Below are 26,181 nucleotides of genomic sequence, written 5' to 3'. Positions count from 1 at the left end.
AAACGGAAACCATGAAAACATTATTAATCAATGCGCATCCAGATTTTGACAATCCTGCATCGTATTCAAATACACTTGAACAACAATTCTTGAGCGATTATAACGGGAGCTTTGAGGCTGAAGACCTAACTGTCCTTAATCTGTATGATATGGAAATACCACGAATTGAAAAGGGGCAACTCTTATCCGTTTGGACAAAAGAAGCTGATCACACTGAACTAACGCCGACAGAAAAACATATTGCTGATCTATCCGCTGAATTATTGAAACAGTTAAAGGACAACCAGCGCGTGGTGATTTCTCTGCCAACTCACAATTTTAACGTCCCTTCCAAATTGAAGGATTGGATCGATAACATTTTAATCGCTAGGGAAACATTCAAATACTTATCACAACCATTGGCAAGTGGTCAGTCTTCAAGAGGCTTGATGACAAACGACTATCGACTGATGATTCTTATCGCTAGTGGTTCAATTTATACTCGCGACGACTTCTACTCAGGAATGGACTTTGCAGTTCAATACTTAAAGGCCATTTTTGCCGACGTTATGGCGTTTGATCAAGTCAACGTGGTCCGTGCAGAAGGCACTTCTATTATGCCGGTTTCACGAGAAAATATTTTGAATGCGGCTTTTGCGAAATTGGATACTCAGTTTAATGAATTCTACAAAAAGTAATCAATTAGCTCCGTCGATATACATTCATTTAGGTCAAATAGAGGCTAACGGCAATATCTCGACAATTTCTGTTATTCACTGCATGGTTGATTTAACAACATGTTGTGAGAAATTATCATGAATAAAGCACGTCTTGAGTAGTTTACCGATGCCGTTTTAGCCATAATAACGATTATGATTTTAGAATTTGAGACAGCAAAATCACTAAAATTCAGTGCAATTTTTAGTCAGGTACCTTATTTAATTTCATATGCCATCGGCTATCTATTTATCTGTGCAGCCTGGTACAATCATCACTTTTTATTCGGTAGGGCAAAGACCATTACACGTCATGTGTTTTGGGCAAACAATCTGTGGCTGTTTGGTACCTCATTTTTACTCGTAGCAACTGCGTGGGTGGGTGAAGGCATTTTCGCCCGTGACCGCAAACTTTCTACATGTTAATTTATGCAGTCTAGACAATTGCGTTTGTTATCTTAGCCAACCAGATTATCAAGGCCAACGAGAACCATCCAGTTGTTGTCATCAGCATTAAGCACCTGACGCTGTATCGTTATTTGCCTTACTGGCCAGCGGTTACGGTATAAGTTGTGTTACAGATTTTGTCGCTTCTATTCTTCCTCGCCGGCAATCTGATTCTGATTACTTTGCAGATTATTACGTCTGCCGTCTTTTCGAATAAGGAAAGCGCCAAGGTTATCGGCTCTTAATCAACGCACATAAGATCTATTTACCAATAATCGAATGATCACCCGTATTAATTAAAAACAATGTTTTCCCGTCCTCAGAAATTGTAAATAGTAATAACCAATTCTGAGATAAATGAACATCAAAAACGCCAGCAAGGTCACCACACAAACTGTGATAAAGATACTGACGTTTCAGCGTTTCTATATCGTTGGCAACAATTAGATCAACAACTTGACTGACATGTTTAACTGGATAATGTTGCCTAGCAAGTCTTTTCAAATTGCGTCTAAGCGGTGGCGTGGTTTGCACAAATTCAATCATCCTGATCCTCATCTAACTGACTAAGGTATTGTTCAAATTCGTCAACTGAGTATTTCTTTAATCCCTGATCATTTTGTATTGTCTTAAAGGCCTCGGCTGTTTCAAACGGCATATTTTTGTTTGTGGGTCTAAAGGGCATGCTATCATCCTTAATCATCTGTTCCACAAAGACCTGAATTGCACTACTCAGACTTAATCCCATCCTATTGGCAACATTTTCTGCTCGTTTCTTCTTTTCAGTTGAAATAGTAAAAGTAACTCTGGTTGTCGCTTTTTCAGACATAATCATGTCTCCTTTGCTGTGCATGGACGTAACACTTCATACACAATTTAGCACACGGATAAGAATTCAAAAATTATTTAACGTCACCATTTTACCCGTAAATTAACTTATTAATAAAATTCACGGCATAACAAAAGGCTCCCAACCACAATCGGTTGAGGGCCTCATTTCATATCAAATATTACTTGTCTAACTTAACCTTGCTTTGAACTTCCAACTTGTCGTTGAAGTCGTAAACAACTGGTTCGCCAGTCGCCATTTCCAATGAGACAATGTCTTCGTCAGAGATGTTTTCAATGTACTTTGATAAAGCACGTAATGAGTTACCGTGGGCAGCGATGATAACGTTCTTGCCATCTAATAACTTAGGTGCAATTTCGTCTTCCCACAAAGGCATAACACGTTCCAAAGTGACCTTCAGGTTTTCACCACCGGGAACGATCTTTGGATCCAAGTTAGCGTAACGACGGTCCTTTGATGCAGAACCTTCGTCATCAGCACTCAACAATGGAGGCAAAACATCGTATGAACGACGCCAAGTGTGAACTTGGTCATCGCCCCACTTTTTAGCAGCTTCAGCCTTGTTTTGGCCTTGTAAAGCGCCGTAGTGACGTTCGTTTAAACGCCAAGTCTTGGTTTCAGGAACCCATAATTGGTCGGATTCTTCCAAGGCGTAGTGTAAGGTCTTGATTGCACGAGTCAAAACTGAAGTGAAGGCGTAGTCAAATTCCAAACCATGTTCCTTGATCAATTGACCAGCATGCTTTGCTTCTTCAACACCCTTGTCGCTCAAGTCAACGTCAACCCAGCCAGTAAACTGGTTAGATAAGTTCCATTGTGATTGACCGTGACGAATCAATACTAATTTAGCCATCTCTAATAACCTCTTTCTTAAATGTAATAATCAACTCATTATAACCGAAATCAGACATAAATTACATAGGTCACACTACTTTCCGTCATCCCCATCAACAGTTCGCTTGGCACGACGGCGTTCCCGCATCCGTTTGATACTTGGCCGCTCACGACCAATCGACTTAACGCCCAGTAAATCAAGGAAAAACGTAAACAGTGGCACGCCGAAAATTAGCCCCCAGACACCGAATAACCGCTCGCCAACTAGTAAGACGACAAACGTATAGAAGATGGGCAACTCGGTCCGACTAGCATAAAACTGTGGATTCAGCACGTAGGCTTCTAATGTGTGCACAACGAGGATCATCACCAAAATATAAATAACGTAATCCAGTCCACCAACTGAATATGCAATCAATCCCAACGGCACTACGGAAATAATTACCCCCGCCACCGGAATCAAACTGAGAATGAAGATCATTAACGCCAAAGTTGGCAACTGTGGCATCCGCATGAAAGCCAGTGTGGCTGTCGTAATCACCGTATTGCAGATAGCAATGAAGAATTGGGCCTCGATGACGACACCAAACGTGTTGATGAACTTTTTAAACAAATAGGAAACATCCTGGAAAAACCAGCCGTATGTAGAATCCAAAAACAGATGTGAGAATTCCCGAACTCGTTTATTTTCGACGGTGAAGAAGAAACTCAAAATTAGCGAGAAAAACAAGGTTAAGGCCATCTGCCCAATATAGCCGACGTAGTTCAAAATAATCGTTGCCCAATTTTTAAGCTGATTCATGATATCCAACCGTTTGGCATACTGATTGATAAAGTTCACAACATAGTTCGTATCATGCGACGGATTTCGATAAAAATTGTAAACGGTATTCGCCATTTTAACTGTTTCATCAATCAGCTTAGGAATATAGTTCGTGATTCCTGAATACAGCCCTAAGATCACTAACAAGTAAATGGCAATTACAATCACTGCCGCTGGTATCTTCACAAATCGGCGAATAAACTGCGTCAGTCGAGTAACCAAAAAAGTAAACACAAATGTTAACAGGACAATGCTAATCATGGAACGCATTAACCACAACGCTAATACGATGAAACCTAACACCGTCCAACGTCGTAGCGACACGTTTTTCACAAATCGTTGATAGTATGTTGTCACAACCAAATCCCCCAATAATTTCTCTGTTTTAACTGTACCTCACTGCCTATTTTTCAGCCACTCACAGCACCGTAAACTCATGAAGAACTTAATCTTTGGACTAAAAAAGGTAGCCAACAATATTAGTCGACTACCTTTTTGAAATCGTTAGAAACAGTTTTCGTCATTGAAGTTATTCTGGAACACTCTCTGCCTTAGCCTGAAAATCAAGCTTCAGATCATCTAATCCCAGCGCGTGGTGAATGATATATGAAGTAGCCCCTAATAGGGCAGACTCAGTGTATCCCTTGGTCAAAATTACCGGTGTGTCGCCATCGGGCATCATCTGGACAAGTGAATTACGAACAGATTGGAGAATCTGTGGGAAACGTTTGAACATGTCCCCGTTTAAGATCACCACATCCGGCGCAAAACTCGTGGAAAGATTCGTCAAAACCCGTGATAGGTAGTAGGCAAAATCATCAATCGGTTCCATCACCCGATCGTCTTTATGGTAATAAGCCTCGGTCAGTTTTGCAAAGTCCATTTCCTGCCAACCCATGCGGTCCCGAATCGCCTTGTTTAGGGCTGGTTCAGACGCATAAACATCGGCGGCAGCCATCTTACTATGGTCATAACGGTCAACAAGGTAGGCTTCGCCAACTTCACCAGCGTGACCTTCGTGACCGGTATACAAGTGCTGGTCAGCGACAATACCTGCCCGCAGGTGTTTGCCGATCATCAGTGTGACCAAGTTCTTAAACAACTCATTATCATGAAAATCACGTTCGTAGATGGCGGAAAGGTTGGCCGCATTTTCAATCAACACTGGCACCTGAAACTTATCAGCAAAATACTTGGCCAAGTCAAAGTTTTCCAAGCCTTTAAGTTCTGTACTAATAATATGATTGTTATAGACTGTACCATCGATAACAAACGCAATCCCGGCCAATGACTGGTCACTTAACTGACCAACTTCCTTAGTAATTGCCGACGTAATCATGTCCATCACAGTCGTTAAATTAATGCCATCTGTATCAATCGTTTGCATGCTTAACTTTGAGGCGTTAAAACGGCTGATCAAAATGTCAACGCTACTGGTGCCGAGGTTGACTGCCATGACGTAGTTTTTGCTAACATTTAACTCTCCCATTACAGGTCGACGGCCACCATTTTTAGTGCTAACCCCATGACCAACTTCACGAATAACGCCGGTTTTCAATAACTGGTTGTAGATATCAGAAACCGTTACTTTATTCAAATCTAGATTACGTGAAATCTGACTACGCGAAATTGGCCCCTCATTTATAATTTGTTGAAGCACCTGCTTTTCATTGGTGCTACGCATAATGTGTTTATTAATAATCATTTTAGTGTGATAACAAACATACTAAATCCATTCGTTCATCAGATAACTAAGCAGAACGCTTAGATTCAGGTCGTTATCTCTACCCTCCTAACGTCGCCTATAAACATCTTTATATATTCATAATAAAATGCTAGTACGTAAAAGTACACAAAATAGGCATTTTTAGCCCCATATTGACCAATGTTTTGTCTAGTTCCTTTCGTGTCCGCTTTACAAACTAACTAACCGATGCTTTTCAAGTGACGTTGCAACAATGGATAAAGATTTGGCTAATGAAAAACCAATTGTTTAAAAAGCAATTGTGAAGTCAGTATAGCAATGAAGTCATGTCTATACCAATACAAGCAATCGGCTTTTCTAAACTACTGAATTTTATAACCTGACAAAAAATCGCGCAAATCTTTTGTTAGAAAGAATTGGTAAATTAACTGACAATCTAAATCAGGTTTGTTTGCATTCTGAACAAATCGACTTATATAAGTCATTTTTGGTCGTATTTAAAGCGTTGGGTGTTTTGACAAACAGCGTTATACTGAAGATTGTATTTTTTAAAAAACATGATGGCGTTTTTGCCATATGGGCACTACCATCAAACGGTTAACGAGAAAGGAACAGAAGGATTCATGCTGGATAAGACATTTTACAAGACATTTCTCAGTCACTCATTCAACATCCCTGTGCGTGTCAATTATTGGGACGGCACCAGCGATGTTTATGGTGGTGACGGCGAACCACAGGTGACAGTTACCTTTCACGAACTTGTGCCAATCAAGTCATTAACGCGCAACGCGTCATTGGCACTTGGTGAAGCGGTTATGGACGGCCGGATTGAAATTGACGGTAGCATTCAAAAGTTGATCGAGTCCGCTTATGAAAGTGCTGGTAGCTTCTTTAACAACAGTAAGTTCAAACGGTTCATGCCAAAGCAATCACACAGTGAGTCACATTCTAAGGAAGACATCCAAAAACATTACGATGTTGGTAATGACTTCTACAAATTGTGGTTAGACCCAACGTTGACTTACTCATGTGCTTACTTCGAACATGATGATGACACTTTGGAACAAGCACAGTTGAACAAGGTTCATCACATCATCAAGAAACTTGACCCTCAACCTGGCAAACGCCTGTTGGATATTGGTTGTGGCTGGGGTACGTTAATGCTCACAGCTGCCAAAGAATACGGTTTAAAGGTCACTGGGATCACGCTAAGCCAAGAACAATATGACTTGGTTAAACAGCGGATTATCGATGAAGACTTACAAGATGTTGCCGAAGTTCGTTTGGAAGACTACCGCGAATTAGGTAACGAAACGTGGGATTACATCACCTCCGTTGGGATGTTTGAACATGTTGGTAAAGAAAACTTGGGCGCCTACTTCAAGTGTGTGGCCAAGTACCTCACCGACGACGGCGTTGCCTTAATTCATGGAATTACTCGTCAACAAGGCGGTGCCACGAACGCTTGGCTCGACAAATACATCTTCCCAGGTGGTTATGTTCCCGGTTTAACGGAAAACATCGACCACATGATCGACGCTGGTTTGCAAGTCGACGACATGGAACCCCTGCGTCGTCACTATCAACGGACTACGGAAATCTGGGATAAGAATTTCAATGAGCATCGTGACGAAATTGCCAAACAATTCGACGAACGCTTCATGCGCATGTGGGATTTGTACCTACAAGCATGTGCGGCTTCGTTCCAGTCTGGTAACATCGACGTCATTCAGTTCCTGCTCACTAAAGGTGCATCTGGTCGTGTGCTACCAATGACACGGGATTATATGTACAAATAATGTTTCACACCAACAACCGTCAATTTCTTGACGGTTGTTTTTCGTATCATTAACTAATTCACAGTGTGTAGAAAATCCCGAGGAAAGACACAACTCTATAACATGCGAAAAAAACACCTGCCGACGTTTTTATGCAGCATACTGATGCGTAAAAATGTGGCAGGCACAAAAAAGCTGACCATCAAGAAACGATAGTCAGCCGTCAATTCATTCAATTTTATAAGAATGTTGTTAATGCCCACATGAGCAACAACCCCAACACCACGGACAGTGTCATTGAACGCGTGAAGTACGCGATGACAATGACAAGCACCGCGGAAATCATGGCGGCAATATTACCTACAGAAAAGGCATACGTCGAAGTGACGAAAATTTGCTTCACAATTAACGCGGTGAACAACGACACAGGGACAAAGCCCATCCATTCGTTGAACCAGTCTGGAATCTTACGTTTGGAAAAAAACAACATTGGGAAGTACCGCGGAATAAAGGCCGCCACTCCCGCCAATAACACTAAGGCTAAATCATTCATGGTCGTGATCCTTGTCTTTCTCTTGTTCTTCCTTCAGCAGCCGCTCTTCAGTCAGCTCCTGTTCGTTAATCGTCTCGCGTGTCCCCGAAGGACCACGAACTTTGTACAATAGGGAACTGCCCGGTGCCATCGAGCGAATCACCCGGTCAGCCAAGAAACCAGCAGTTGAGGCGAGCAAGGTCGCAATCACAATCCCCAAGGTACTCTTTAACGCAACACAGAAGAAAGCAGACAGTGCGCCCGCCAAAATGGCTGTCAGCAGCGTTAAACGGCGCTTAACCTGCATCGTAACCATAAACAAGAATAAAGCAGTCAATGCGAAGTCAACAATCACCAAATTAATGTGTAATGATGATCCGATTAAGCTCCCAACCACGTTTGAAAATGCCCACGTATATAACGCATAGTGCTCAACCAACAAGGCATTACTTGGTGTCCAATATTTATCCGTGGCAAACTTCAAATAGTTCACCGCGTAGTTTTCGTCGTTAAGTGAAAACGCGAAGCCCAAAATAAATTTGTGGGATGACTTTTTGAGATAGTGTGACAAACTAGACCCCAGTAACGCATACCGCAATTCAAGGAAAAACAGCATGATCACAATCTGGGAAATTGGGGCATGAATCGTTAACATAGTGGCAATCAAAAATTGCGCACCACCTGAATACACGATTAATGACACAAGTGCAACCAACCATGTATTCAAACCGCCCGCATGCAATAGCACACCACAAGCCAAGCCAATGGGAATATAGCTTAAACATAGCGGCATCGCAATTTTTAGCACTGCCAGCCAGTTCGCCGGTTCCTTTTTCAAAATGCATCCTCCATCATTAAAGCACGCTCAGTTAAACCCTCACCGTTCGTTTGAATGAAACTGAGCGGTTCGCTTTAGAAACAAGTAAGACTCAATGAATATCTCGAAACAATGCGAGTATATTTTACCATGATTAAAATGTCTTTGTAACCATGCAGATGGAGATTGACGAACATCGAGACAAATGAAAGCGTTTTTATTTAACAAAGGAGGAACGTTCGGTTAAAAAAAGATAACAATATATCTGAAATGTTTAAAAATTCAGACATATTACTATCTCACAAAAAATTATTCAAGTTTAGTATCTTCAAGAAGATGCGCAAAAGCAGCAAAGTCTGTGTGTAACCGCATCATTTCTGCTTCACCCATGTTATTCAAGACTTGCGAAGCCATCTCTTTTGCCTGGGCAACTTCATGATCGGCCATTTTTTGACCCTTGGAAGTTAATTTAACGATATGTCGTCGACGATCATTTGGATCTTCATCCATCTCAATCAGTTTGGCTTTCATTAACTCAGAAATTTGAATTGAAATTGCGCCCTTAGTAACGTGGTTTTTTTCTGCCAAATCAGACACATTTGCGCTTTGGTTCGTGGCCAGCTGGTTTAAAATTGATAGTCCACTCCAGCCAACGCCAAACTTACTAGAAACCTTCCCAAGAACCTTTTCAATTTGGCGAAAACTCGACAAATACCCTTCTGTCATCATATCAACGACCATTTGTTGCTGTTCTGCTGTTTCGTCCATGAGTGCACCACCTTTTTTTGTTGATGGAAACACCTTTAAACTAAGGTTTCGGCCACTAATTGCCTTAAACTCACTAAAATAGCAAGAATGTGACTTGGCCTAAAAAGCCGTTTACAACAATAATTATTCATTTTATTGAAACACAATATAAGCTAAGATCAGTATTCCAGGTTAGTGGCTTAAAATAAACAATCGATTGTTTATTTTAAGCCAATACACTGGAATACTGTAAATTACCACTTGATGATTCATATTATTAATGAATAATGTTATAATTTTTATTAGTGGACATTTTAGGCCAAGTCACATTTTTGCTAGAGTCGTGACTTTTTTATTTTCCCAAACGAAAACCTCGCAACGCATTTTGAATGTCGAGCTCTTCGATACCCAAGTAACGTTTGGTAACAGACTCACTTGAATGGTTTAACAAAATCATTAGCGTCGCGATATCGTGTGTTTGTTGATAATAATGATAACCAAATGTTTTTCGTAATGTGTGTGTCCCAATATCATGACGATTGAGCTGCAAGGCTGCCTTTTGAAAGATTTTGTAAACCGAATTCACACGTAGCGGTTGTCCATAACTGCTGACGAAAAGATAGTCACTGTCAGGTAACCCGTCAATGTAAGTCATCACTTCTTCGCGAATACTTGCTAAATATAGTAATCGCTTTTTACCAGTCTTCTGCTCCGTAATCGTACAATTGTGAATTCGTCTAACGTCCGCGACCCGCAAACGGACAATGTCGCTCATCCGTAGTCCTGTGTTCATGCCTAATAACACCAAAAAACGATTACGTTTACTAAACCGTCCAACGCTAACTGCATGAATAAATTGCTGAATTTCAACTGCCGTTCGCAATGGTTGCACATTATATGTCATAAAATATTCCCCCGCTTTTTTAAACAACGATTATTGCCATTAATAGTTTACTCGATGCAACCATTAATACAGCGGTTGATGCCTAATTAAGGACAAAAAAAGCGCAGAAGAATCTGCGCTTACTTTGTCCTGCATGTATCTTACAACACAGTTCACTTAATTGGTGTGCTATCCAACGTTTCCGCAAAAGTTGCAAAATTTTGGTGCAGGCGTTGCATTTCAGTTAATGGCATTTCATTCAATATCCGTTGGGCAATTTCAGTCGCCTGAGTATGTACCCGATCAGCCAATTTTTCCCCACGTTTGGTCAATTCAATACGATGTCGACGCCGATCGTTTTCGTCTTCGCTAATTTTAATCAAATTCCGGTTGAGCAATTCGGTAATTTGAAGCGACACGGCACCCTTAGAAATATGGTTTTGTTGAATCAAGTCAGCTGTAGTGACGCTTGAATCATTAGCTATCTGATTCAAAATGGAAAGACTGCTCCATCCCAAACCGAACTTTTTGGCAACCCGTTTCAGCGTTTTCTCTATCGAACGGAAACTAGCCAAATAGCCTTCTGACATCATAGTAATCACCATTTCAAGTTGTTGCTCATTTTGCATTTGACTTCTCCTAATATATCCGTAACTTGCGCAACCATTTTTAATACGAATGGTTTAATGTCAATCCCGTCAATCTGTTAAACATTTATTTTTATATGATGTTTATAGTCAATGGGATTAATTTATATTTAAAGTATATCACGCACAATCAAGTTATTGCATAAACGAGCACTTATTTATTTTTATCACGGGAATTATTACTCATCACTTTTCGAATTAAACCACCAAAAAAGCCGTCACAGCCAAGTTTGGCCGTAACGACTTCTTTATTAAAAACTATTTTTCAACATCTTGTAACTTCTGATTATCATCAAGCTGCGAGAAGCCTTGCAGATGCATGCGTTGCAATAACAACATCGACAACCATAACAGGACTGCGAAGATCACTGCCATGAGCAGTAACAAGCCAACTGCCTGTGTAACCGTGTCATTACCCAAGCCGGACGTTAATCCCTGACGTAAGCCAAGAATTGAGTACGTCATTGGTAAGTATGGATGAATGGCATTGTAAAAGCCGTTTGTTACTTGCATTGGGAATGTACCGCCTGAACCACCAAGTTGCAACATCAGAAGAACCATGGCGATGAAACGACCAGGGTTATCCAACAACATGGATAGGAACATGACAAGGAACATCGACGCTATCGAGAAACTGATTGAAACAGCAAACATCTGACCAGGATGATCAGCTGACAAGCCGAATAACATCATCAAACCAGTTTCAGCAACTGCTTGCACCTCAGCAACAACTAAACCAATCGTGGTCTTACTGAAGAACCAAGCCGTTGCGCTTTGCCCAGACATCGAAACCTTCCGAATTGGGTAAGCAAAGTTGAAGACGATTGCCCCAACATACAAGGCAACTGAAAGCACGTATGGTGCCAATGCGTGACCGTAGTTAGCAACCTTACTGTAACTCTTGTGTGTCAACTTGGTTGGCGCACTAAACATGTCAGATGTCTTAGAAGTTAACGGCATTGCATTAACTTGATCAGCACCCTTACCAAGTGCGTCCGACAGTTTAACGGAACCAGTAACCAGCTTCTTCGTGCCGTCTTTCAAGGCAGGCGAGTTGCTGTTCAATTGAGAAGTACCATCAGCAAGCTGGTTAACACCATCTGTTAAGGCTGGAATCTGACTGTTCAATTGATCCAAACCACCAGAAAGCTGGTAAGAACCATTTGCCAATTGTTGAACACCACCGACTAATTGAGGTACCTGAGCGTTCAACTGACCGATACCACCGTTCAACTGGTTAGCACCTGATACCAGTGCACCAGAGTTAGCGTTCAGTTGTGATGACCCATTAGCTAGTTGCTGAACACCGTTGGTTAATGTTGGCACTTGAGTATTCAACTGATTAAGACCACCAGAGAGTTGTTCGGAACCGTTAGCCAGTTGACTAACACCACCAGTCAGTGCAGGAACCTGACTGTTAAGTTGTGCTAAGCCACCCGACAATTGAGCAGTCCCAGAAACAAGATCACCTGACTTACCGTTCAACTGTGAAGCACCAGCAGACGCCTTAGCAACGCTATTAATATACGTTTGAATACCATCTAACTGTGTCGACATGCTCGATGTTTGAGCGGCTAGATTTTGTAATTTATTAATCGTGTCTTGAGAAGTCAATGAACCCGCAGTCCCTAATAATTGATCTGCTTGTTGGAATGTGGAAGTCGCTGATTTACTCAGCGCGTTAACGTCAACCCCGTTTAACTGATTGAGAGCAGGTTGAATTTTAGTCAAGACATCAGTCATGCCACTAAGCCCAGTGTTAACCTTGTCGGCAGCCCCTTGAGCTGTTAGTGCAGAGGTTTTACCAGCTGCAACATCGCCTTGAATAGCATTAATTGCAGTTTGCTTATCGGCATCACTTAAACTAGAACCATTGATGTCGGCAACAATCTTGTCAAACGAGGCATTGGCTGCACCAGCACTGTCCTTCGCAACTTGAAGTCCCTTGGTGGCATCGCCAGTATTAATACTGCCAAGATTAGCATTAGAAACAGTCTTTTGCAGATCAGAAAGTGTGCTTAAAGTACCCATCTGGGATTGCAAATCCGCCATGCTCTTCTGTAAAGCTGGTGTTTGATCATGAACCGACTGCATCGCTTTCAACATATCTGGTAGTTCAGATAACTGAGCAGATGAATCTTTGATTTTCTGCAGTCCAGCAGTAATTTGACCATTATTTTGAGAAATCTCGCCCAATCCAGTATTCAATTGGGACACAGCAGCAGTATATTGCTGAACCCCATCGTTTACCTGATTAGCACCGCTGGATAACTGATTAGCACCACTGGCCAATTGTGCAGTCTTACCATTCAATGTTTGAATGCCGGAATTCAAAGCATTTCCACCATTGGCAAGTTGACCAACACCAGTAGCTAATTGGCCAGTGCTACCATTTAACGTCTGGATACCAGAGTTCAGTGTACCAACACCATTAGTGTACGTTTGCACACCACTAGCTAATTGGCCTGAACCACTGGCAAGCTGATTAACACCACCAGCCAATTGACCAGTACTGCCGTTCAACGTCTGTAAACCATTGTTCAGAGTCTTACCACCATCAGCCAACTTACCGACACCAGATGACAATGGGCCAACACTCATCTTCATGGTTTGGACACCATCGTTTACCTGACTCACGTAAGCCGTGTAGGTATCGATACCTGTACCAAGCGTCTTTTGACCCTTAGATAAGGTCTTAGCACCCTTGGCAGCGGTATTCATCCCCTTCCCAACCTTCTTAACTTGTTGGAAAGTTGCATCGGCATAAGCCTTGATGATTGTTTGACGAATCTTTTCGTTTAACCCGGTGGCACCAATCTGACTGATAACTTCACCAATGTAGTTTAATGATCCATTGGTTTCATATTGGATATCCATCTTTTTAGGGTTCTTGCTCAGCACGGACGCAGCATTTTTAGATGTGTCCTTAGGGAAAGTAACAATCGTGTAGTACTTCTTGTCCTTTAACCCTTGCTTAGCCTTCTTTTCAGAAACAAACCGCCAACCAAGCTGATGATCCTTCTTCAGGGATTTAACCGCTTGATCCCCGACACTCATCGTCTGGCCTTGATATTTTACCGGTTGGTCGTTGTTAACAACGGCAACAGGCAGATGCTGTGTTTCCCCATATGGGTTCCAAACAGACTTTAAGAAGAAAATACTGTATAAGAATGGAATAATCATAATGGCAAGAACAGAAATCAGGATTAACCGATTCTTTCCAATAAACTTCCATTCATTCGCAATCATCTTCACGTGGTGCCACCTCTTTTTCTCTCGTAATTCTAAGTTACATACAAACATTTTTATGCGACCGTGCCCACAAAAAATCATCATTTCATTGCGGACATTACAAGTCCACAATATACACCGATTGTTAACAAACCTCAACCATTTATCAGTGCACTAAAACGTTTTCTTAATTATTCCATAGCGTTGATAACGCTTAACTGCACGGTTAGACGGCATTTTGAAACCACAAAAAAATCCGTTTCAAACGAAAAAAGTTTTCGTTAAAACGGATTATCTCTTCTATATAACATTAGTTATTTACGGTTGTTGTAAAGGCTGATCGTGATGAATCGGTAAGTGGATCACAAAACTCGTGAGGTTTTCATCGGACTCAGCAAAGATATAGCCGCCATGACGCTCAACAATACTCTGTGCAATTGCCAAGCCCAGACCAGTCCCGCCAGTTTCCTTCGAACGCGATTCTTCAACGCGGTAGAAACGTTCAAACAGCTGATTCAACGCTGCCGTTGGAATTTCACGACCATCGTTGGAAACACGTACGATGACTTCATTGCCCTTTAGTTTGGCATTAAGTTCGATAAACGTCGCATTCTCACCATACTTAAGTGCGTTTGAAATCAGGTTATTGAACACACGCCCCAACTTCTCAGCATCGGCTTCCATCATAATGTTGTCAGGAACAGTCGTCGACGTAATTGTCAGTTGTTTTCGACTCGCTTCCAATTCATAACTAGCCGCTAACTGCTCGAGCATTTGACTGAAGTTAATTTCATTAATGGTTAGCTCAGCTTCAGTACCACGCATTTTCAGGTACTCAAACAGATCTTCCACCAACGATTTCATCTGAGTGGCCTTTAAATAGGCAATGTGAGAGTACTTGACCAAATCTTCATCTGTCTGATACTGATTATTCTCAATCAAACCTAAATAGCCAATGATGGACGTCAATGGTGTCCGAATATCATGACTGACGTTTGTAATCAATTCATCCTTAGAACGTTCTGCCTGTCGTTCATCATTCATCGACTGTGTGGCGGAATCAACCAATGAGTTGACTGAATCCACAACTCGTTGCAAACGATGATTCAGTTTGAATGAAATGCGGTGCTCCAAGTGACCGTCTGAAATGTAGTGCAATTCATCTATGATATGATTCATCTGGTAAAGGTGATAGCGTCTAATCAGCCGCCAGTACAAAACAGCGCAGTCAATGAGGATCATGACTGCAATAAAAATATTTTGATAGCTCCAAATGTACCGTCCACCAATCACCAGTGACCGTTTGATCATGTACACCCCACCGGCGATCCCCGGATTAGAGTGCAAAAGATCATTCAAAATCACAACCAGCGATAGATTTAAAAGGAGCAGCAACACAATGGTTACTACCCCTTCAAAAATTAACGACCACTTTTCGCGTGGAGTTAGTTTCATCATTAGTGTGCCTCAATCTTGTAACCAACGCCCCAAACGGTTTCAATGACCTTTTCACCGTTAGTTGCTTCTTCAATCTTGTCACGTAAATGACTCACGTGAACCATAACCGTTTTTGCGGATACAACCGATTCTTGTTGCCAAACACGTTCAAAGATGTCATCAGCTGAGAAGACACGGTTGGGATGACTCGCCAACAGGTATAAAATACCAAATTCCAGAGCTGTCAATTGAATCGTTTGCCCATCAATCGTTTTGACTTCGTGTGAGTCTTTGTTGATGGTCAATGGTCCAATGTCTAAAACATCAGGTGTGTCACTGGTAACGTGATCCTCAGACCGGCGTAACAATGACTTTACCCGAGCCATTACTTCAAGCGGGTTGAATGGCTTAGTAACGTAGTCATCAGCTCCAGAGATCAGTCCTTGAATCTTGTCCATGTCACCAGTCTTAGCCGATAGAATCAAGATCGGAATTTGTGAGTCCTTACGAACTTGCTTAACCACTTCAATCCCATTCATTTCAGGCATCATGATGTCCAAAATCATCAAACCAATATCGGGATTGGTGTTCAACTTTGTTAAAGCATCCTTACCGGTATAGGCTGAGATTGGTTCGTAACCTTCATTTTTAATGTAAATTTCTAATAACTGTGCGATTTCTTTGTCGTCGTCAACCACTAAAATCTTCATCGACATTTTCCTCCATTATTGGAACACGTGGTGTGCTCAACGTAACCAGATTGATTACGGAGCGAAATACCTGTGGTCTATTCTACTAGACATTGACGGCTGGGACAAATTAAGAAAGAGCAAAGGAAAAAGCCACCATTTTAATGGCAGCTTTAAAATTTCCAAATTTACTTACGCTGATTCTGTCTGTTCCGCGCGTTGTTAGGGTTAGCAAACATCCCACCAATGATGTTGAAACGGCGACGGAGCCACAAGTCAGCACCAAATGCCGCCAAGGCCAACAGGATATATAACCATGCTGGCAAGATCGGGTTAACAACTGGTGGTAATAAGCTGACACCCATGAAGAGAACCAGAATTAATACCAGTAGTCCTGCCATTGCTAACAGGATTCGCCATAATGGCAAACGTTTGCGACGATCCGTTGGGTTTAGCATTGGCGTTAACCATGACCAACCAAGGCCAAAGACAATTGACACGATCAGAATACCGACAATCCCCATTTGACCAGATTGCTGTGCTGGCTGTTTGGAGAAGAAGCCCAAGATTCCGTACATCGCTGTGAAAATGGCCAAGATACTCAACGCACTATCAGCGGCAGTTGGCCAGAAGCCAGCTGGTTCAGTGCCATCACCATTCGTGTTCTTGGCAGGCCCGTTGATCAGTTCATCGGCGTGGGCTGTTGGCGTGCCAAACAGTTGTTTTGCTGTTTGACCAGTCTTTTGGCCCTCCTTCAACTTGTTTAACGTGTCATCCACTTTAACATTACGCTGTTCACCAGTATAATCCCGTTGATCCAGGATCTTGTTTAACTGGTACATGAATTCTTCGTTACGTTTAGTCAACCCTTGATCATTAAAACGGCTTGTATCAGTCCGAATTTGACCATGATGCTCTTGCTTAGCACCCGCGTTACGTTCGCGATTTTCTTCAGTCACAATAAATCTCCTTATGTGTCAATTTCTAAACGTTGAACCGGAATTCAACGATGTCGCCGTCTTGCATGACATAATCCTTACCTTCAAGCCGTAACTTACCAGCTTCACGGACCTTTTGAACACTGCCAAGACTGTCTAAATCGTTAAAGGACATAACTTCGGCGCGGATAAATCCACGTTCGAAGTCCGAGTGAATGATTCCGGCGGCTTGTGGTGCCTTTGTGCCGGCACGGTAAGTCCATGCACGGGTTTCCTTACCACCAGCAGTAAAGAATGTCTCCAAACCGAGCAGTTTGTATGAAGCACGAATCAACTTGTTTAAGCCTGGTTCGTCAACCCCTTCAGCTTCAAGGAACTCTGGCTTATCTTCGTCATCCATTTCGGCAATTTCTTCTTCAGTCTTCGCCGAAACAGCAACTACACCACTGCCTTCTGTGGCCGCAAACTTTTCAATCTGCTTAACATACTCAGAAGCTTCCGGGTCAGCCATGTCATCTTCAGCAATGTTGGCCACGTACAGAACTGGCTTGGATGTTAATAAGAACAAACCGTTGACGATTTTCTGTTCGTCCTTGTCAAAGTCCAACGTCCGCACGGATTTACCGGCTTCCAAAACTGGTTTGATGCGCTTCAGAACACCATATTCAGCAATAGCATCCTTTTCCTTAGCGTTCGTCGCCGCCTTCTCAACCTTGGCATACCGTTTGTTCACAGCATCCAAGTCGGCAATAATCAGCTCAGTGTTAATGGTGTCAATATCTTCCAATGGTTCAACCGTTCCTGTAACACTGGTGATGTTGTCGTCATCAAAAGCCCGGACCACGTGAACAATCGCGTTAACCTGACGAATGTTTTCAAGGAACTTGTTGCCTAGTCCTTCACCCTTACTGGCACCCTTAACGATCCCAGCAATATCGGTGAACTCAAACGTTGTTGGCACAACCTTGTCAGCTGGTTCGATTTCTTGAATCCGGTCAAGCCGTGAGTCAGGTACTTCGACCATTCCCACGTTTGGTTCAATCGTTGCGAACGGGTAGTTTGCCATTTCGGCACCCGCCTTGGTAATTGCGTTGAAAAGCGTGGACTTACCAACGTTTGGTAGTCCAACAATTCCTGCTGTTAAAGCCATGTTAACCCTTCACACTTTCTTTGTTTATTCGGCTGCCGATGCCTTGCGGAGAATCTTCTTGAGTTTCTTTTCGAACTCCCGCCGTGGCATCATTATCATGTGCCCACAACCGAGGCATTTAATCTTAATGTCTGCGCCTAAACGCAAAATTTCCCACTCATTCGTGCCACACGGATGTGGCTTTTTCATTTCAACAACGTCGCCTTTGTCGTACATCGCTTAACCTCCGCTGTTTTCGTGTTAACAACTAATCCAATGAGATGCCTAAAATATCTAAGATCCGGCTAAGATCATCATTTGACATATAGTCAATTTCAATGTGCCCTTGACCCTCATTGTTGGCGTTTGAAATTTGAACTTTCGTGCCAAACTTCTCTTGTAGCTGATCCTCAGAAGCCCGTACGTAGGCAGACTTCTTTACTGGAGTCTTGGCAACTTTTTGCTTGTCACCATTCATCTCACCAACAACTTTTTCCAGCTCACGCACGGTCATACCGTTCTTAACGACCCGGCGAGCCAGCGCAACCACTTTACGCTTATCTTTCAAACCAAGCAATGTTCTTGCTTGACCCATTGATAACTCGTTATCAGCCAACATTTTTTTAATGACATCCGGTAATCCAAGCAAACGAATGTAGTTAGCAATGTATGGCCGGCTCTTACCTAAACGTGCTGATACCTCAGCTTGCGTCAGGTTGAGCTTACTCATCAACGTTTGGTAGGCCTCAGCTTCTTCAAGCGGGGTTAGATCTTCACGTTGCAGGTTTTCCAACACAGCAACTTCCATCATTTCCTGTTCATTCATAGTCCGAACGATGGCAGGAATACTACTCTTACCAGCTAACTTAGACGCCCGAAAACGGCGTTCGCCGGCAATAATTTCGTAACGATTTAATTTTTCATCAGGTTGTCGAACAATGATTGGTTGAAAGACCCCTGATTTTTCAATTGAGCTTGCGAGTTCTTTTAGCGCCTTACGGTCAAACGTGCGCCGTGGTTGATACGGATTAGGCCGAATGTCCGAGAGTGCAACATCCTCGACTTGTTCAGCAGTCACATCATTGAGACTGTCAGCCAACCCATTTTCCTCGAACAACGCGTTAATTCCCTTGCCGAGGCCTTTTCCAGTCGTTTTCTTACTTGCCATGCGCTTCGAGGACCTCCTCTGCTAATTGTGAATAAACTTCGGCGCCTCGTGACTTCGGATCGTAATCTATGATAGCGAGTCCGTGACTAGGCGCTTCTGACAAACGAACGTTACGCGGAATAATTGTCTTATAGACGCGATCACCAAAGTACTTTTGAACTTCGGCGTTAACCTGAGCACCCAAATTAGTCCGGGCATCAAACATGGTTAGTAATACCCCTTCGATGCGCAAACTACGGTTAAAATGTTTCTGAACCAGTTTAATTGTATTTAATAACTGACTGAGTCCTTCCAAAGCGTAATATTCACTTTGCACGGGAATCAAAATGGAGTCGCTGGCTGTGAAAGCGTTGATCGTAAGCAGTCCAAGTGACGGTGGGCAGTCGATTAAGATGAAGTCATAGTCGTCATGCACCTCTTGAAGGGCATCCTTAAGCCGCGTTTCACGGGCCATCAAGTTAGTCAGTTCAATTTCAGCACCGGACAACTGAATCGTTGCGGGTACAATATCCATACCTGGATGATTAGTCGGTAAAATAACTTCTGAAATTGGTGTTTCATTAACCAACACGTCGTAAATATCTTTTTGAATGTTGGCTTTTTGAATCCCAATCCCACTCGTTGCATTACCCTGAGCATCTGTGTCGACTAATAGAATCTTTTGACCCTGGTTAGCCAGGCACGCACCAAGGTTGACGCTGGTCGTTGTTTTACCAACACCACCCTTTTGATTTGCGAGCGCAATTACATATCCCATCAACGTTAACTCCTCATATCCCTTTGCTTAATTCTTGCTGCCACTATGACCATCTTTTGGTAAATCGATAACAATACGATACCCATCATCGGTGTTTTCTTCGTGCACATGAACGGATAAGCCGGTGTCACGAATCATCTTGGCCGACTCTTTAATCGTATTAACCGCGATGCGAGTATCGGACGTCAAGCCTCGCAACCGTTTCTTTGGCCGTTGTGGTGTAACTGGCTTTTCTGTCGTTAGTTCTGAAACCAACCGTTCAGTAGCCTTAACGTTCATATCGCGATCTTCAATCTGCATTAACACGTGTCGTTGCTGATCGGCATTTAACGGCAGTAACGCCCGTCCATGACGTTCGGAAATCTTCTTAGCACTGATAGCATCCAAAACTGGTTGACTGAGCTTTAATAAACGCAATTTGTTTGCAACCGCCGATTGACTCTTGCCGACACCCTTTGCTAGCTGGGTCTGGGTAACATCGTTAAGCGCCATCAATTGTTGATAAGCCTGAGCTTCTTCAACAGCCGAAAGTTCCTCGCGTTGCAAGTTTTCAATCAACGCTAATGACGCTGTCTCATGATCGTCCATCTTTTCAACGATGGCCGGAATGGTTTCCCAATTCAGCGAAGTCACCGCACGAAAACGACGTTCACCAGCAATAATTTCATACTTGCCAGTCTCGTATTCGCGAACGACGATCGGCTGAAGCAACCCATGTGCCTTAATCGTTTCAGCCAACTCAGCAATAGCATTTTCATCAAACACTTGTCGTGGTTGAAAACGATTGGGTTCAATGGCAGTCAGCGCTAACTGTTCAATTTTCTGTTGCGGTTTTTCATCGCTTTTATTTCGATTCCCAAATAATGAAAAAGGCATCCGTTATTTTCCTTTCACCAACCATTAGTGTGCGTGTAACGGTTCTTTGTTTGGCGTTCCAGGACGACGTGGATAACGTCCGGGTGTTGCCCGAACCTTATCCAAAACAATGATTTCCCGTGGGTCTCCAGAAACTGGCAGCTCGAACTGATGGCTTTGACTAACCTTCCCACCAAGCGTGTGAATCGCGTATGTCGCATCCGTCAGTTCTTCGTTGGCACCACTAGCCTTCATGGCCAACATTTGTCCACCAACCTTGACTAACGGCAAACACAACTCACTCATGACACTCATTCGAGCCAGTGCACGTCCTGTAACGTAGTCAAATTGCTCGCGTTGAGGTGACTTTCTCGCCCCAAATGTCTCAGCACGATCATGGACCAACGTGACGTCACGCAATCCCAAAGTGGTCACTAATTCTTGTAAAAAGTTAATCCGCTTGTTTAGCGAATCCACAATGGTGACCTTCAATTGTGGGAACAATATCTTCAGCGGGATCGATGGAAAACCAGCACCCGCACCGACATCACATAAAGTCACAGATTGCGTTTGCAACTCCGGCACAAACAACGCGACTGTGATGGAGTCATAAAAGTGCTTGAGATAAACGTCTGACTCAGCCGTAATCGTGGTTAAATTAAATTTTTTATTGGTTTCAACCAGTAAATTAAAATACTGATCAAAAGCATCCCGTTGCTGATCCGTTAAGGTAATCCCGTGATCAGCTAGGGCAGTCTTGAACTGTTCTGGGTTCATAAAAACTCCTTTAATGTGAAACAACAGTGTGTTTCACGTACTTACACATTTTACCGAAAAAAAGGCAATAAAACAACCGCGCCCAGCGATGTCAACAAGGTTTTAACCCAGTTGCCTGCGCAAGGTCGCGGTTGTAAATTCATATCTCATTTTGATTACGTTTCATCTTAGGTTCGTTGCCAAATTGCGAGCCCAGCCTTGAGTAGAATCCACCCAAGTAATCCACCCAGCGTGTTTAAAAGCAGATCATTTAAATCAAACGTCCGCTCACCAAAATTGAAGTAATTCATGACAAGTTGAGATGTTTCGATAAAAAGTGATGTGCCAAATGCCAGTCCAATTGCACGCCAGAATGGTCTTAACCTAGCGGATAAACCACCGCACAGTAAAGTCAGTGGCAATAACATCAAACCGTTACCAGCTAACTGATACAAAACCGTTGGCTGACGCCAGTTATACCACATCGCTAACGGATGGACATCAATGGCTCCTTGGAAGGTATAGCCACTAGCTGCCAACGTACCAACATTGCGACTGATATTAATTGGAAAAAGTGTCATGTCAAAAACTGCCCACAGGTAGCCACATAAAACAGCCTGAAAAAGCACCCGAACAAATTTTAATCGATGATGGCGAACGTCGCTTATGACAAGTAAAGCAAAGAAAAGCAACAGTGGCACAATTAATATTTGACTGGTTACCAGCCCATTATGATCAAAAATCATCATTGTTGCATCCCTCCTTGTCGTCTTCATAATTAAGCTTAACGCTGACCGGCGATGATTTGGGTTTCACATGCTTAGACTTGGTAAATTCATAAACAAGTTGCGTAATGTTTGCTGGGCATTGGTATGAGTGACAAGAACAATTTTGAAGTTAAAATTTCGTTCCGTCGACAGTGGACGCCGTTTCATGGGACCACGAAACTCTGTCCACTGTCGACTTCACTAACTCTCCATGTCGCCGTACATTGTTACGTTTTCACCTAGAATTCCGAGTAAGCCCGTCAATTTTTCGATTTGTATAGTAACAAAAAAAGGCGCCACAAGGGCGCCTTTTTATATTTGAGAAAATGAAGTTTTCTAAATCGAGTAAATGGGGCTTATTACCAAACGAATAAACCAACCATACCAGCTGAGAGTAATGAAACTAAGATACCTGAAAGTAACATGTAACCAACGTTGCTAGAAATCATGTCGTTCTTTTCTTTGCCAACCATACCTTTGAAGGCACCGATAATCATACCAGTAGTCCCAAAGTTAGCGAAGGAAGTTAAGAAGACAGTCAAGATAGCGCGGTAGTGAGGGGCAAAGTGGTTAATTTTACCAGTAATTTCACCCATAACAACGAATTCGTTTGTTACTAACTTCAAGCCCATCAATTGTGAGAAGTCCCAAGCAGTGTGGACGTTCAAACCCATCAACCAAGCTGGGATGAACATGATAACACCAAGGATACTTTCCAATGACAATGGCTTCCAGATCAAGCCAAGTAACTTATCGATCAAACCAGCTAAGGCAACAAAGGCGATAACGTTGGCAGTGATAATCAGAACCAAAGTACCGGCACCTAAGATGGAGTCACCCAAGAATGAGAAGAATGGTTGACGTTTGCCATTTGATTCAACAGCGCCAGTTTCTTCAGCGGCTGCTTCACTTTCGCCGCCTTCGTCACCGACGTTACCGATTTTAGCAATCGTGTCGTCTTCAGGGTCAACTTCAACAGGGTTCAACATGTTGGTTACGATCAAGGCGTTGATACAGTTCAAAGGAACGGCAGTCAAAACAAATTGACCAGGAACCATTTGCGTGTAAGCACCAAGAATTGAAGCCGTAACACAACTCATTGACATCATTGCCAAAGTAACATCACGTTCAGCCTTCATGGTGGTCAATTGTAACTTGGAAACGGCAAGCGCTTCGGTGTTACCTAAGAACATCATTTCAACGGCGAAGAATGATTCGAACTTTGGTTGACCAGTGATAAAGCTTAAACCGCGACCAATCCATTTGATGATCCATGGCAATACACCAATGTATGTCAGGATATCGAATAATGGCACAATCAACAGAATTGGTAGCAAAGCACTGGTAATGAAGTTAACTGGTGCTGGGTGTGTACCCGTAGCACCAACCCAGTTAGGCAATGCGAAGTTGATCCCTTTGTAGGCAACTTGCACCAACCAGTTAAATCCATCAGCAGCACCCTTAACAACGGCACGGCCACCGGCAAAACTGGTTAATAACCAGGCAATAACTAAGTTTAAGACAACCATGATGCCAACAGAACGCCACTTAATCTTCGAGCGGTTCTTGGACAGTGCCCAAGCAATCGCCAGGTAGACGATAACACCAATGATGTTAACAACTAAATACATAACATATGTCCTTCTTTCCAAAATGATGGTATGTTTCAACCCAAATGCTCCCATTTGAGCCACTCAGCGTTATGCATCGATTTTTCGACGCACATCTCGATGTCGAAAACCTCATCCCTCCTTCAGTTGAAAAGCGGACTTTAGAATAATTTTCACGAAATAATGGCTTGGTTGAAAATGCCTCCGCAAACGGAAAGGTACAGTCCGCCCTCCCTGACCAATTAATAGTACCGTTAATCGAGCTAGGTGTAAACATTGATTCCTCCAGTGAAGCTCCTTTTTAATTTTTAGAGCGGTTACGTGAATATTGAAAACGAATGAAAACGTTTACCGACAGTAATTTCCGAACGGAACGCCGTTTTCATAATTTTAATTATTTTCTAACTTAGTACAACGTTTCACCTATTGATACATCGGCTTTATTGGCATTGTATTCTTAGCCAAGGATCAGCCATGACTAATGTTTTTGAAAACAACCGAACGTCAAAACATTATTCGGAACTTCCAATACTGAAAATGAGAGAAGAAAAAAGGACCCGCCATATGATGACGGGTCCCCTTTGGGTGGGAAAACGTTTTCGGTCTAGTGCAGGTGCAAGTAACACCCTGTTATGGTCGATCATTTTATTGTGGCAATGGTCTCACTTTCCTTCTACACTGTGATTCTCGAACACAAAGTCCGCTCCTAAGCGATTTCACTTCATTTTCTGACACGTTGTAAAAGTTGAACCTAACTTGACTGCGACAATCAAACACCCAAGTGCCGCCAGACCTCAACCGTTTTCTTGAGAGTAGTTTACGACCTGCTTCCTTTTTATACCGTAAAAAGGCCTCGGCACATTCAAATAGCAGCCAAAATTTCCTGCCAAGTTTTATCAATTGACTAACATGCCAGATCGCGTTAGTCTATTACCATTAAATGAAAGGGGGTGATGTCTTTTGACCATTGGAAATAATCTTAAGGCATCAGCCCACGATAAGAGTGTCGCACGCTTCTAGCGTAAAACAGTCTCTATCCACGGACTGATGCAGTAAGAAAGGCTCTGGGAAATTTTCTCCCAGGGCTTTTTGTTTGCGCTGCTTACTGCTACACTCAACATAATTCATTCAAACGAGGTTCTGTTCATGGCCACTTCATCCTTTGCCTACCAGGTGTTTGCCACCGTCGTTGATAAGCATACGTTCATTGCTGCTGCCGAAACACTTAACATCACACCAAGTGCGGTCAGCCATTCAATCAGTCAGTTGGAAACGCAACTTGGCTTTCCACTATTTATTCGTAGTCGCACTGGAGTGACGCTCACTGCCGACGGGAATACCGTCTATCCAATCATTCAGGATATTCTTAATTCTGAACAACGGTTGGCCCAAGAAGCAGCCAATATTAACGGTCTAACACATGGGACGATTCGAATTGGCGCTTTCTCATCTGTGCTACTCAATTGGCTGCCTAGCATTATTCGCGAGTTTCGTCAGCAATACCCTGATATCAACATCACCGTTTACCAAGGGAACTTTAATGATATTGCAGAGCGCGTGCGGTTGGGAACCTTGGACATGGGCTTTTCGGCGCTGCCACTCGATGAAAGCATTGTGATTCATCCCCTTATTAAGGACGAAGTGTACTGTTTGACGCCGACGGACTTTGTGCCTAAAAATGGCCATGTTATGACCAGCGCTGACGTAGCGGATAAAACCTTTATTCTGCAACACTCTGACTATGATCGCGATACTAAATTGACGCTGGACCGGTACAATGTCACACCTAATTCACTAAACTACTCCATCGATGACGCCTCAATCATTTCAATGGTGGAAGCGGGCCTAGGTTTTGGTGTTCTGCCCGATTTGGCGCTCAAACGAATTTCTGGGAACATTAATATCTATCCATTTGATGAACCGCATTATCGGACCTTATGTTTGGCCGTGAACAAATCACTGGCACAAGCGCCCACCACCACACGACTGACACGAATCATTCGAGAAAACTTAAGCCGTGAGTACGGTGACAAATTATTGTGGCAATAAGCAAAAAAAAGTATCTCCATCACGGTGTGACGGGGAT

26 protein-coding genes are annotated in these 26,181 nt (G+C 42.8%); 4 read left to right on the top strand and 22 right to left on the bottom strand.

The genetic code is table 11. From position 1 onward, the window contains the following. Positions 1 to 11: 11 nt before the first annotated feature. Together LROSL1_RS02615 and LROSL1_RS13180 are read left to right on the top strand one after the other, a co-directional pair. Positions 12 to 677 carry an FMN-dependent NADH-azoreductase gene (locus LROSL1_RS02615; RefSeq protein ID WP_178913636.1) on the top strand — a complete coding sequence of 222 codons (666 nt, stop codon included), beginning with the start codon at positions 12 to 14 and terminating at the stop codon, positions 675 to 677. A gap of 174 nt (positions 678 to 851) precedes the next feature. Continuing rightward, on the top strand, positions 852 to 1,121 hold the full coding sequence (locus LROSL1_RS13180) for a TMEM175 family protein (RefSeq protein WP_236402417.1): 270 nt from the start codon (positions 852 to 854) through the stop codon (positions 1,119 to 1,121). Between the two features lie 282 nt (positions 1,122 to 1,403). On the opposite strand, the gene LROSL1_RS02605 is transcribed toward LROSL1_RS13180, so the two are convergent. The 5 genes from LROSL1_RS02605 to LROSL1_RS02585 form a co-directional block, all read right to left on the bottom strand. After that, the gene (locus LROSL1_RS02605) at positions 1,404 to 1,688 is read right to left on the bottom strand and encodes a type II toxin-antitoxin system RelE/ParE family toxin (protein ID WP_178913635.1); all 285 of its coding nucleotides are present in this window, start codon (positions 1,686 to 1,688) and stop codon (positions 1,404 to 1,406) included. Next, entirely contained in the window at positions 1,681 to 1,971 is a 291-nt protein-coding gene (locus LROSL1_RS02600; RefSeq protein ID WP_178913634.1) for a type II toxin-antitoxin system RelB/DinJ family antitoxin, read from the bottom strand. Before LROSL1_RS02600 ends, LROSL1_RS02605 begins: the two co-directional genes overlap by 8 nt. 181 nt (positions 1,972 to 2,152) lie before the next feature. Next, the gene (locus LROSL1_RS02595; protein WP_017263091.1) at positions 2,153 to 2,845 is read right to left on the bottom strand and encodes a 2,3-diphosphoglycerate-dependent phosphoglycerate mutase; all 693 of its coding nucleotides are present in this window, start codon (positions 2,843 to 2,845) and stop codon (positions 2,153 to 2,155) included. Positions 2,846 to 2,920: 75 nt separating this feature from the next. Further along, on the bottom strand, positions 2,921 to 4,006 hold the full coding sequence (locus LROSL1_RS02590; RefSeq protein WP_178913633.1) for an AI-2E family transporter: 1,086 nt from the start codon (positions 4,004 to 4,006) through the stop codon (positions 2,921 to 2,923). A 172-nt stretch (positions 4,007 to 4,178) separates the two neighbouring features. Beyond that, positions 4,179 to 5,354 carry an ROK family protein gene (locus LROSL1_RS02585; RefSeq protein ID WP_017263093.1) on the bottom strand — a complete coding sequence of 392 codons (1,176 nt, stop codon included), beginning with the start codon at positions 5,352 to 5,354 and terminating at the stop codon, positions 4,179 to 4,181. 623 nt (positions 5,355 to 5,977) lie between these two features. Here LROSL1_RS02585 and LROSL1_RS02580 point away from each other — a divergent pair. Continuing rightward, on the top strand, positions 5,978 to 7,153 hold the full coding sequence (locus tag LROSL1_RS02580) for an SAM-dependent methyltransferase (RefSeq protein ID WP_017263094.1): 1,176 nt from the start codon (positions 5,978 to 5,980) through the stop codon (positions 7,151 to 7,153). 217 nt (positions 7,154 to 7,370) lie between these two features. Here LROSL1_RS02580 and LROSL1_RS02575 read toward each other — a convergent pair whose 3' ends face one another. The 17 genes from LROSL1_RS02575 to LROSL1_RS02495 all read right to left on the bottom strand — a co-directional run bounded on the left by LROSL1_RS02575 (position 7,371) and on the right by LROSL1_RS02495 (position 24,116). Next, positions 7,371 to 7,685, bottom strand: coding sequence for an AzlD domain-containing protein (locus tag LROSL1_RS02575; protein ID WP_017263095.1), 315 nt, complete (start codon positions 7,683 to 7,685; stop codon positions 7,371 to 7,373). Next, positions 7,678 to 8,502: an AzlC family ABC transporter permease gene (locus tag LROSL1_RS02570; RefSeq protein ID WP_017263096.1), complete on the bottom strand. Its 825-nt coding sequence runs from the start codon at positions 8,500 to 8,502 to the stop codon at positions 7,678 to 7,680. Before LROSL1_RS02570 ends, LROSL1_RS02575 begins: the two co-directional genes overlap by 8 nt. 288 nt (positions 8,503 to 8,790) lie before the next feature. Further along, the gene (locus LROSL1_RS02565) at positions 8,791 to 9,249 is read right to left on the bottom strand and encodes a MarR family winged helix-turn-helix transcriptional regulator (protein WP_178913632.1); all 459 of its coding nucleotides are present in this window, start codon (positions 9,247 to 9,249) and stop codon (positions 8,791 to 8,793) included. Between the two features lie 331 nt (positions 9,250 to 9,580). Further along, complete coding sequence (locus LROSL1_RS02560; protein ID WP_178913631.1) at positions 9,581 to 10,132, bottom strand: tyrosine-type recombinase/integrase; 552 nt, start codon at positions 10,130 to 10,132, stop codon at positions 9,581 to 9,583. Between the two features lie 152 nt (positions 10,133 to 10,284). Further along, positions 10,285 to 10,740 (bottom strand): MarR family winged helix-turn-helix transcriptional regulator, encoded by a 456-nt coding sequence (locus LROSL1_RS02555; protein ID WP_017260798.1) that lies wholly within the window; start codon positions 10,738 to 10,740, stop codon positions 10,285 to 10,287. Positions 10,741 to 11,016: 276 nt separating this feature from the next. After that, the gene (locus LROSL1_RS02550) at positions 11,017 to 14,007 is read right to left on the bottom strand and encodes a YhgE/Pip domain-containing protein (RefSeq protein ID WP_178914910.1); all 2,991 of its coding nucleotides are present in this window, start codon (positions 14,005 to 14,007) and stop codon (positions 11,017 to 11,019) included. Between the two features lie 300 nt (positions 14,008 to 14,307). Continuing rightward, positions 14,308 to 15,444 carry a sensor histidine kinase gene (locus tag LROSL1_RS02545; protein WP_026017036.1) on the bottom strand — a complete coding sequence of 379 codons (1,137 nt, stop codon included), beginning with the start codon at positions 15,442 to 15,444 and terminating at the stop codon, positions 14,308 to 14,310. Between the two features lie 2 nt (positions 15,445 to 15,446). Further along, the gene (locus tag LROSL1_RS02540; RefSeq protein ID WP_017260801.1) at positions 15,447 to 16,136 is read right to left on the bottom strand and encodes a response regulator transcription factor CroR; all 690 of its coding nucleotides are present in this window, start codon (positions 16,134 to 16,136) and stop codon (positions 15,447 to 15,449) included. Between the two features lie 167 nt (positions 16,137 to 16,303). After that, a complete protein-coding gene (locus tag LROSL1_RS02535; RefSeq protein ID WP_178913630.1) occupies positions 16,304 to 17,074 on the bottom strand; it encodes a DUF1129 domain-containing protein in 771 nt (256 codons plus the stop codon). A 25-nt stretch (positions 17,075 to 17,099) separates the two neighbouring features. Continuing rightward, positions 17,100 to 18,203 (bottom strand): redox-regulated ATPase YchF, encoded by a 1,104-nt coding sequence (gene ychF / locus LROSL1_RS02530; protein WP_161001962.1) that lies wholly within the window; start codon positions 18,201 to 18,203, stop codon positions 17,100 to 17,102. 24 nt (positions 18,204 to 18,227) lie between these two features. Continuing rightward, positions 18,228 to 18,419, bottom strand: a complete 192-nt coding sequence (locus tag LROSL1_RS02525) for a DUF951 domain-containing protein (RefSeq protein ID WP_017260804.1) — start codon at positions 18,417 to 18,419, stop codon at positions 18,228 to 18,230. Positions 18,420 to 18,450: 31 nt separating this feature from the next. Then, the gene (locus LROSL1_RS02520) at positions 18,451 to 19,350 is read right to left on the bottom strand and encodes a ParB/RepB/Spo0J family partition protein (protein WP_161001961.1); all 900 of its coding nucleotides are present in this window, start codon (positions 19,348 to 19,350) and stop codon (positions 18,451 to 18,453) included. After that, positions 19,340 to 20,107, bottom strand: coding sequence for a ParA family protein (locus LROSL1_RS02515; protein WP_017260806.1), 768 nt, complete (start codon positions 20,105 to 20,107; stop codon positions 19,340 to 19,342). The genes LROSL1_RS02520 and LROSL1_RS02515 overlap by 11 nt, the downstream gene beginning before the upstream one ends. A 27-nt stretch (positions 20,108 to 20,134) precedes the next feature. Beyond that, positions 20,135 to 20,983: a nucleoid occlusion protein gene (noc, locus tag LROSL1_RS02510; RefSeq protein WP_017260807.1), complete on the bottom strand. Its 849-nt coding sequence runs from the start codon at positions 20,981 to 20,983 to the stop codon at positions 20,135 to 20,137. Positions 20,984 to 21,007: 24 nt separating this feature from the next. Continuing rightward, a complete protein-coding gene (rsmG, locus tag LROSL1_RS02505; protein ID WP_178913629.1) occupies positions 21,008 to 21,739 on the bottom strand; it encodes a 16S rRNA (guanine(527)-N(7))-methyltransferase RsmG in 732 nt (243 codons plus the stop codon). A 167-nt stretch (positions 21,740 to 21,906) separates the two neighbouring features. Then, positions 21,907 to 22,467: a VanZ family protein gene (locus tag LROSL1_RS02500; protein WP_017260809.1), complete on the bottom strand. Its 561-nt coding sequence runs from the start codon at positions 22,465 to 22,467 to the stop codon at positions 21,907 to 21,909. A gap of 377 nt (positions 22,468 to 22,844) precedes the next feature. Further along, positions 22,845 to 24,116 (bottom strand): NupC/NupG family nucleoside CNT transporter, encoded by a 1,272-nt coding sequence (locus LROSL1_RS02495; RefSeq protein WP_178913628.1) that lies wholly within the window; start codon positions 24,114 to 24,116, stop codon positions 22,845 to 22,847. Positions 24,117 to 25,241: 1,125 nt separating this feature from the next. Between LROSL1_RS02495 and LROSL1_RS02490 the strand changes: the two genes are divergently transcribed. After that, positions 25,242 to 26,144 (top strand): LysR family transcriptional regulator, encoded by a 903-nt coding sequence (locus LROSL1_RS02490; RefSeq protein WP_178913627.1) that lies wholly within the window; start codon positions 25,242 to 25,244, stop codon positions 26,142 to 26,144. Positions 26,145 to 26,181 lie beyond the last annotated feature (37 nt).

This window comes from Furfurilactobacillus rossiae, assembly GCF_013394005.1.
Classification (GTDB): domain Bacteria; phylum Bacillota; class Bacilli; order Lactobacillales; family Lactobacillaceae; genus Furfurilactobacillus; species Furfurilactobacillus rossiae.
The sequence above is the reverse complement of the archived record's forward strand: the minus strand, read 5'-3'. Positions and strand labels throughout refer to the sequence as shown.

Bases quoted from the DNA above. Each gene is read 5' to 3' on its own strand.
- LROSL1_RS02615 (WP_178913636.1), top strand. From the start codon at position 12: ATGAAAACATTATTAATCAATGCGCATCCAGATTTTGACAATCCTGCA.
- LROSL1_RS13180 (WP_236402417.1), top strand. From the start codon at position 852: ATGATTTTAGAATTTGAGACAGCAAAATCACTAAAATTCAGTGCAATT.
- LROSL1_RS02605 (WP_178913635.1), bottom strand. From the start codon at position 1,688: ATGATTGAATTTGTGCAAACCACGCCACCGCTTAGACGCAATTTGAAA.
- LROSL1_RS02600 (WP_178913634.1), bottom strand. From the start codon at position 1,971: ATGTCTGAAAAAGCGACAACCAGAGTTACTTTTACTATTTCAACTGAA.
- LROSL1_RS02595 (WP_017263091.1), bottom strand. From the start codon at position 2,845: ATGGCTAAATTAGTATTGATTCGTCACGGTCAATCACAATGGAACTTA.
- LROSL1_RS02585 (WP_017263093.1), bottom strand. From the start codon at position 5,354: ATGATTATTAATAAACACATTATGCGTAGCACCAATGAAAAGCAGGTG.
- LROSL1_RS02580 (WP_017263094.1), top strand. From the start codon at position 5,978: ATGCTGGATAAGACATTTTACAAGACATTTCTCAGTCACTCATTCAAC.
- LROSL1_RS02575 (WP_017263095.1), bottom strand. From the start codon at position 7,685: ATGAATGATTTAGCCTTAGTGTTATTGGCGGGAGTGGCGGCCTTTATT.
- LROSL1_RS02565 (WP_178913632.1), bottom strand. From the start codon at position 9,249: ATGGACGAAACAGCAGAACAGCAACAAATGGTCGTTGATATGATGACA.
- LROSL1_RS02560 (WP_178913631.1), bottom strand. From the start codon at position 10,132: ATGACATATAATGTGCAACCATTGCGAACGGCAGTTGAAATTCAGCAA.
- LROSL1_RS02555 (WP_017260798.1), bottom strand. From the start codon at position 10,740: ATGCAAAATGAGCAACAACTTGAAATGGTGATTACTATGATGTCAGAA.
- LROSL1_RS02550 (WP_178914910.1), bottom strand. From the start codon at position 14,007: ATGATTGCGAATGAATGGAAGTTTATTGGAAAGAATCGGTTAATCCTG.
- LROSL1_RS02545 (WP_026017036.1), bottom strand. From the start codon at position 15,444: ATGAAACTAACTCCACGCGAAAAGTGGTCGTTAATTTTTGAAGGGGTA.
- LROSL1_RS02540 (WP_017260801.1), bottom strand. From the start codon at position 16,136: ATGAAGATTTTAGTGGTTGACGACGACAAAGAAATCGCACAGTTATTA.
- ychF (WP_161001962.1), bottom strand. From the start codon at position 18,203: ATGGCTTTAACAGCAGGAATTGTTGGACTACCAAACGTTGGTAAGTCC.
- LROSL1_RS02525 (WP_017260804.1), bottom strand. From the start codon at position 18,419: ATGTACGACAAAGGCGACGTTGTTGAAATGAAAAAGCCACATCCGTGT.
- LROSL1_RS02520 (WP_161001961.1), bottom strand. From the start codon at position 19,350: ATGGCAAGTAAGAAAACGACTGGAAAAGGCCTCGGCAAGGGAATTAAC.
- LROSL1_RS02515 (WP_017260806.1), bottom strand. From the start codon at position 20,107: ATGGGATATGTAATTGCGCTCGCAAATCAAAAGGGTGGTGTTGGTAAA.
- noc (WP_017260807.1), bottom strand. From the start codon at position 20,983: ATGCCTTTTTCATTATTTGGGAATCGAAATAAAAGCGATGAAAAACCG.
- rsmG (WP_178913629.1), bottom strand. From the start codon at position 21,739: ATGAACCCAGAACAGTTCAAGACTGCCCTAGCTGATCACGGGATTACC.
- LROSL1_RS02500 (WP_017260809.1), bottom strand. From the start codon at position 22,467: ATGATGATTTTTGATCATAATGGGCTGGTAACCAGTCAAATATTAATT.
- LROSL1_RS02495 (WP_178913628.1), bottom strand. From the start codon at position 24,116: ATGTATTTAGTTGTTAACATCATTGGTGTTATCGTCTACCTGGCGATT.
- LROSL1_RS02490 (WP_178913627.1), top strand. From the start codon at position 25,242: ATGGCCACTTCATCCTTTGCCTACCAGGTGTTTGCCACCGTCGTTGAT.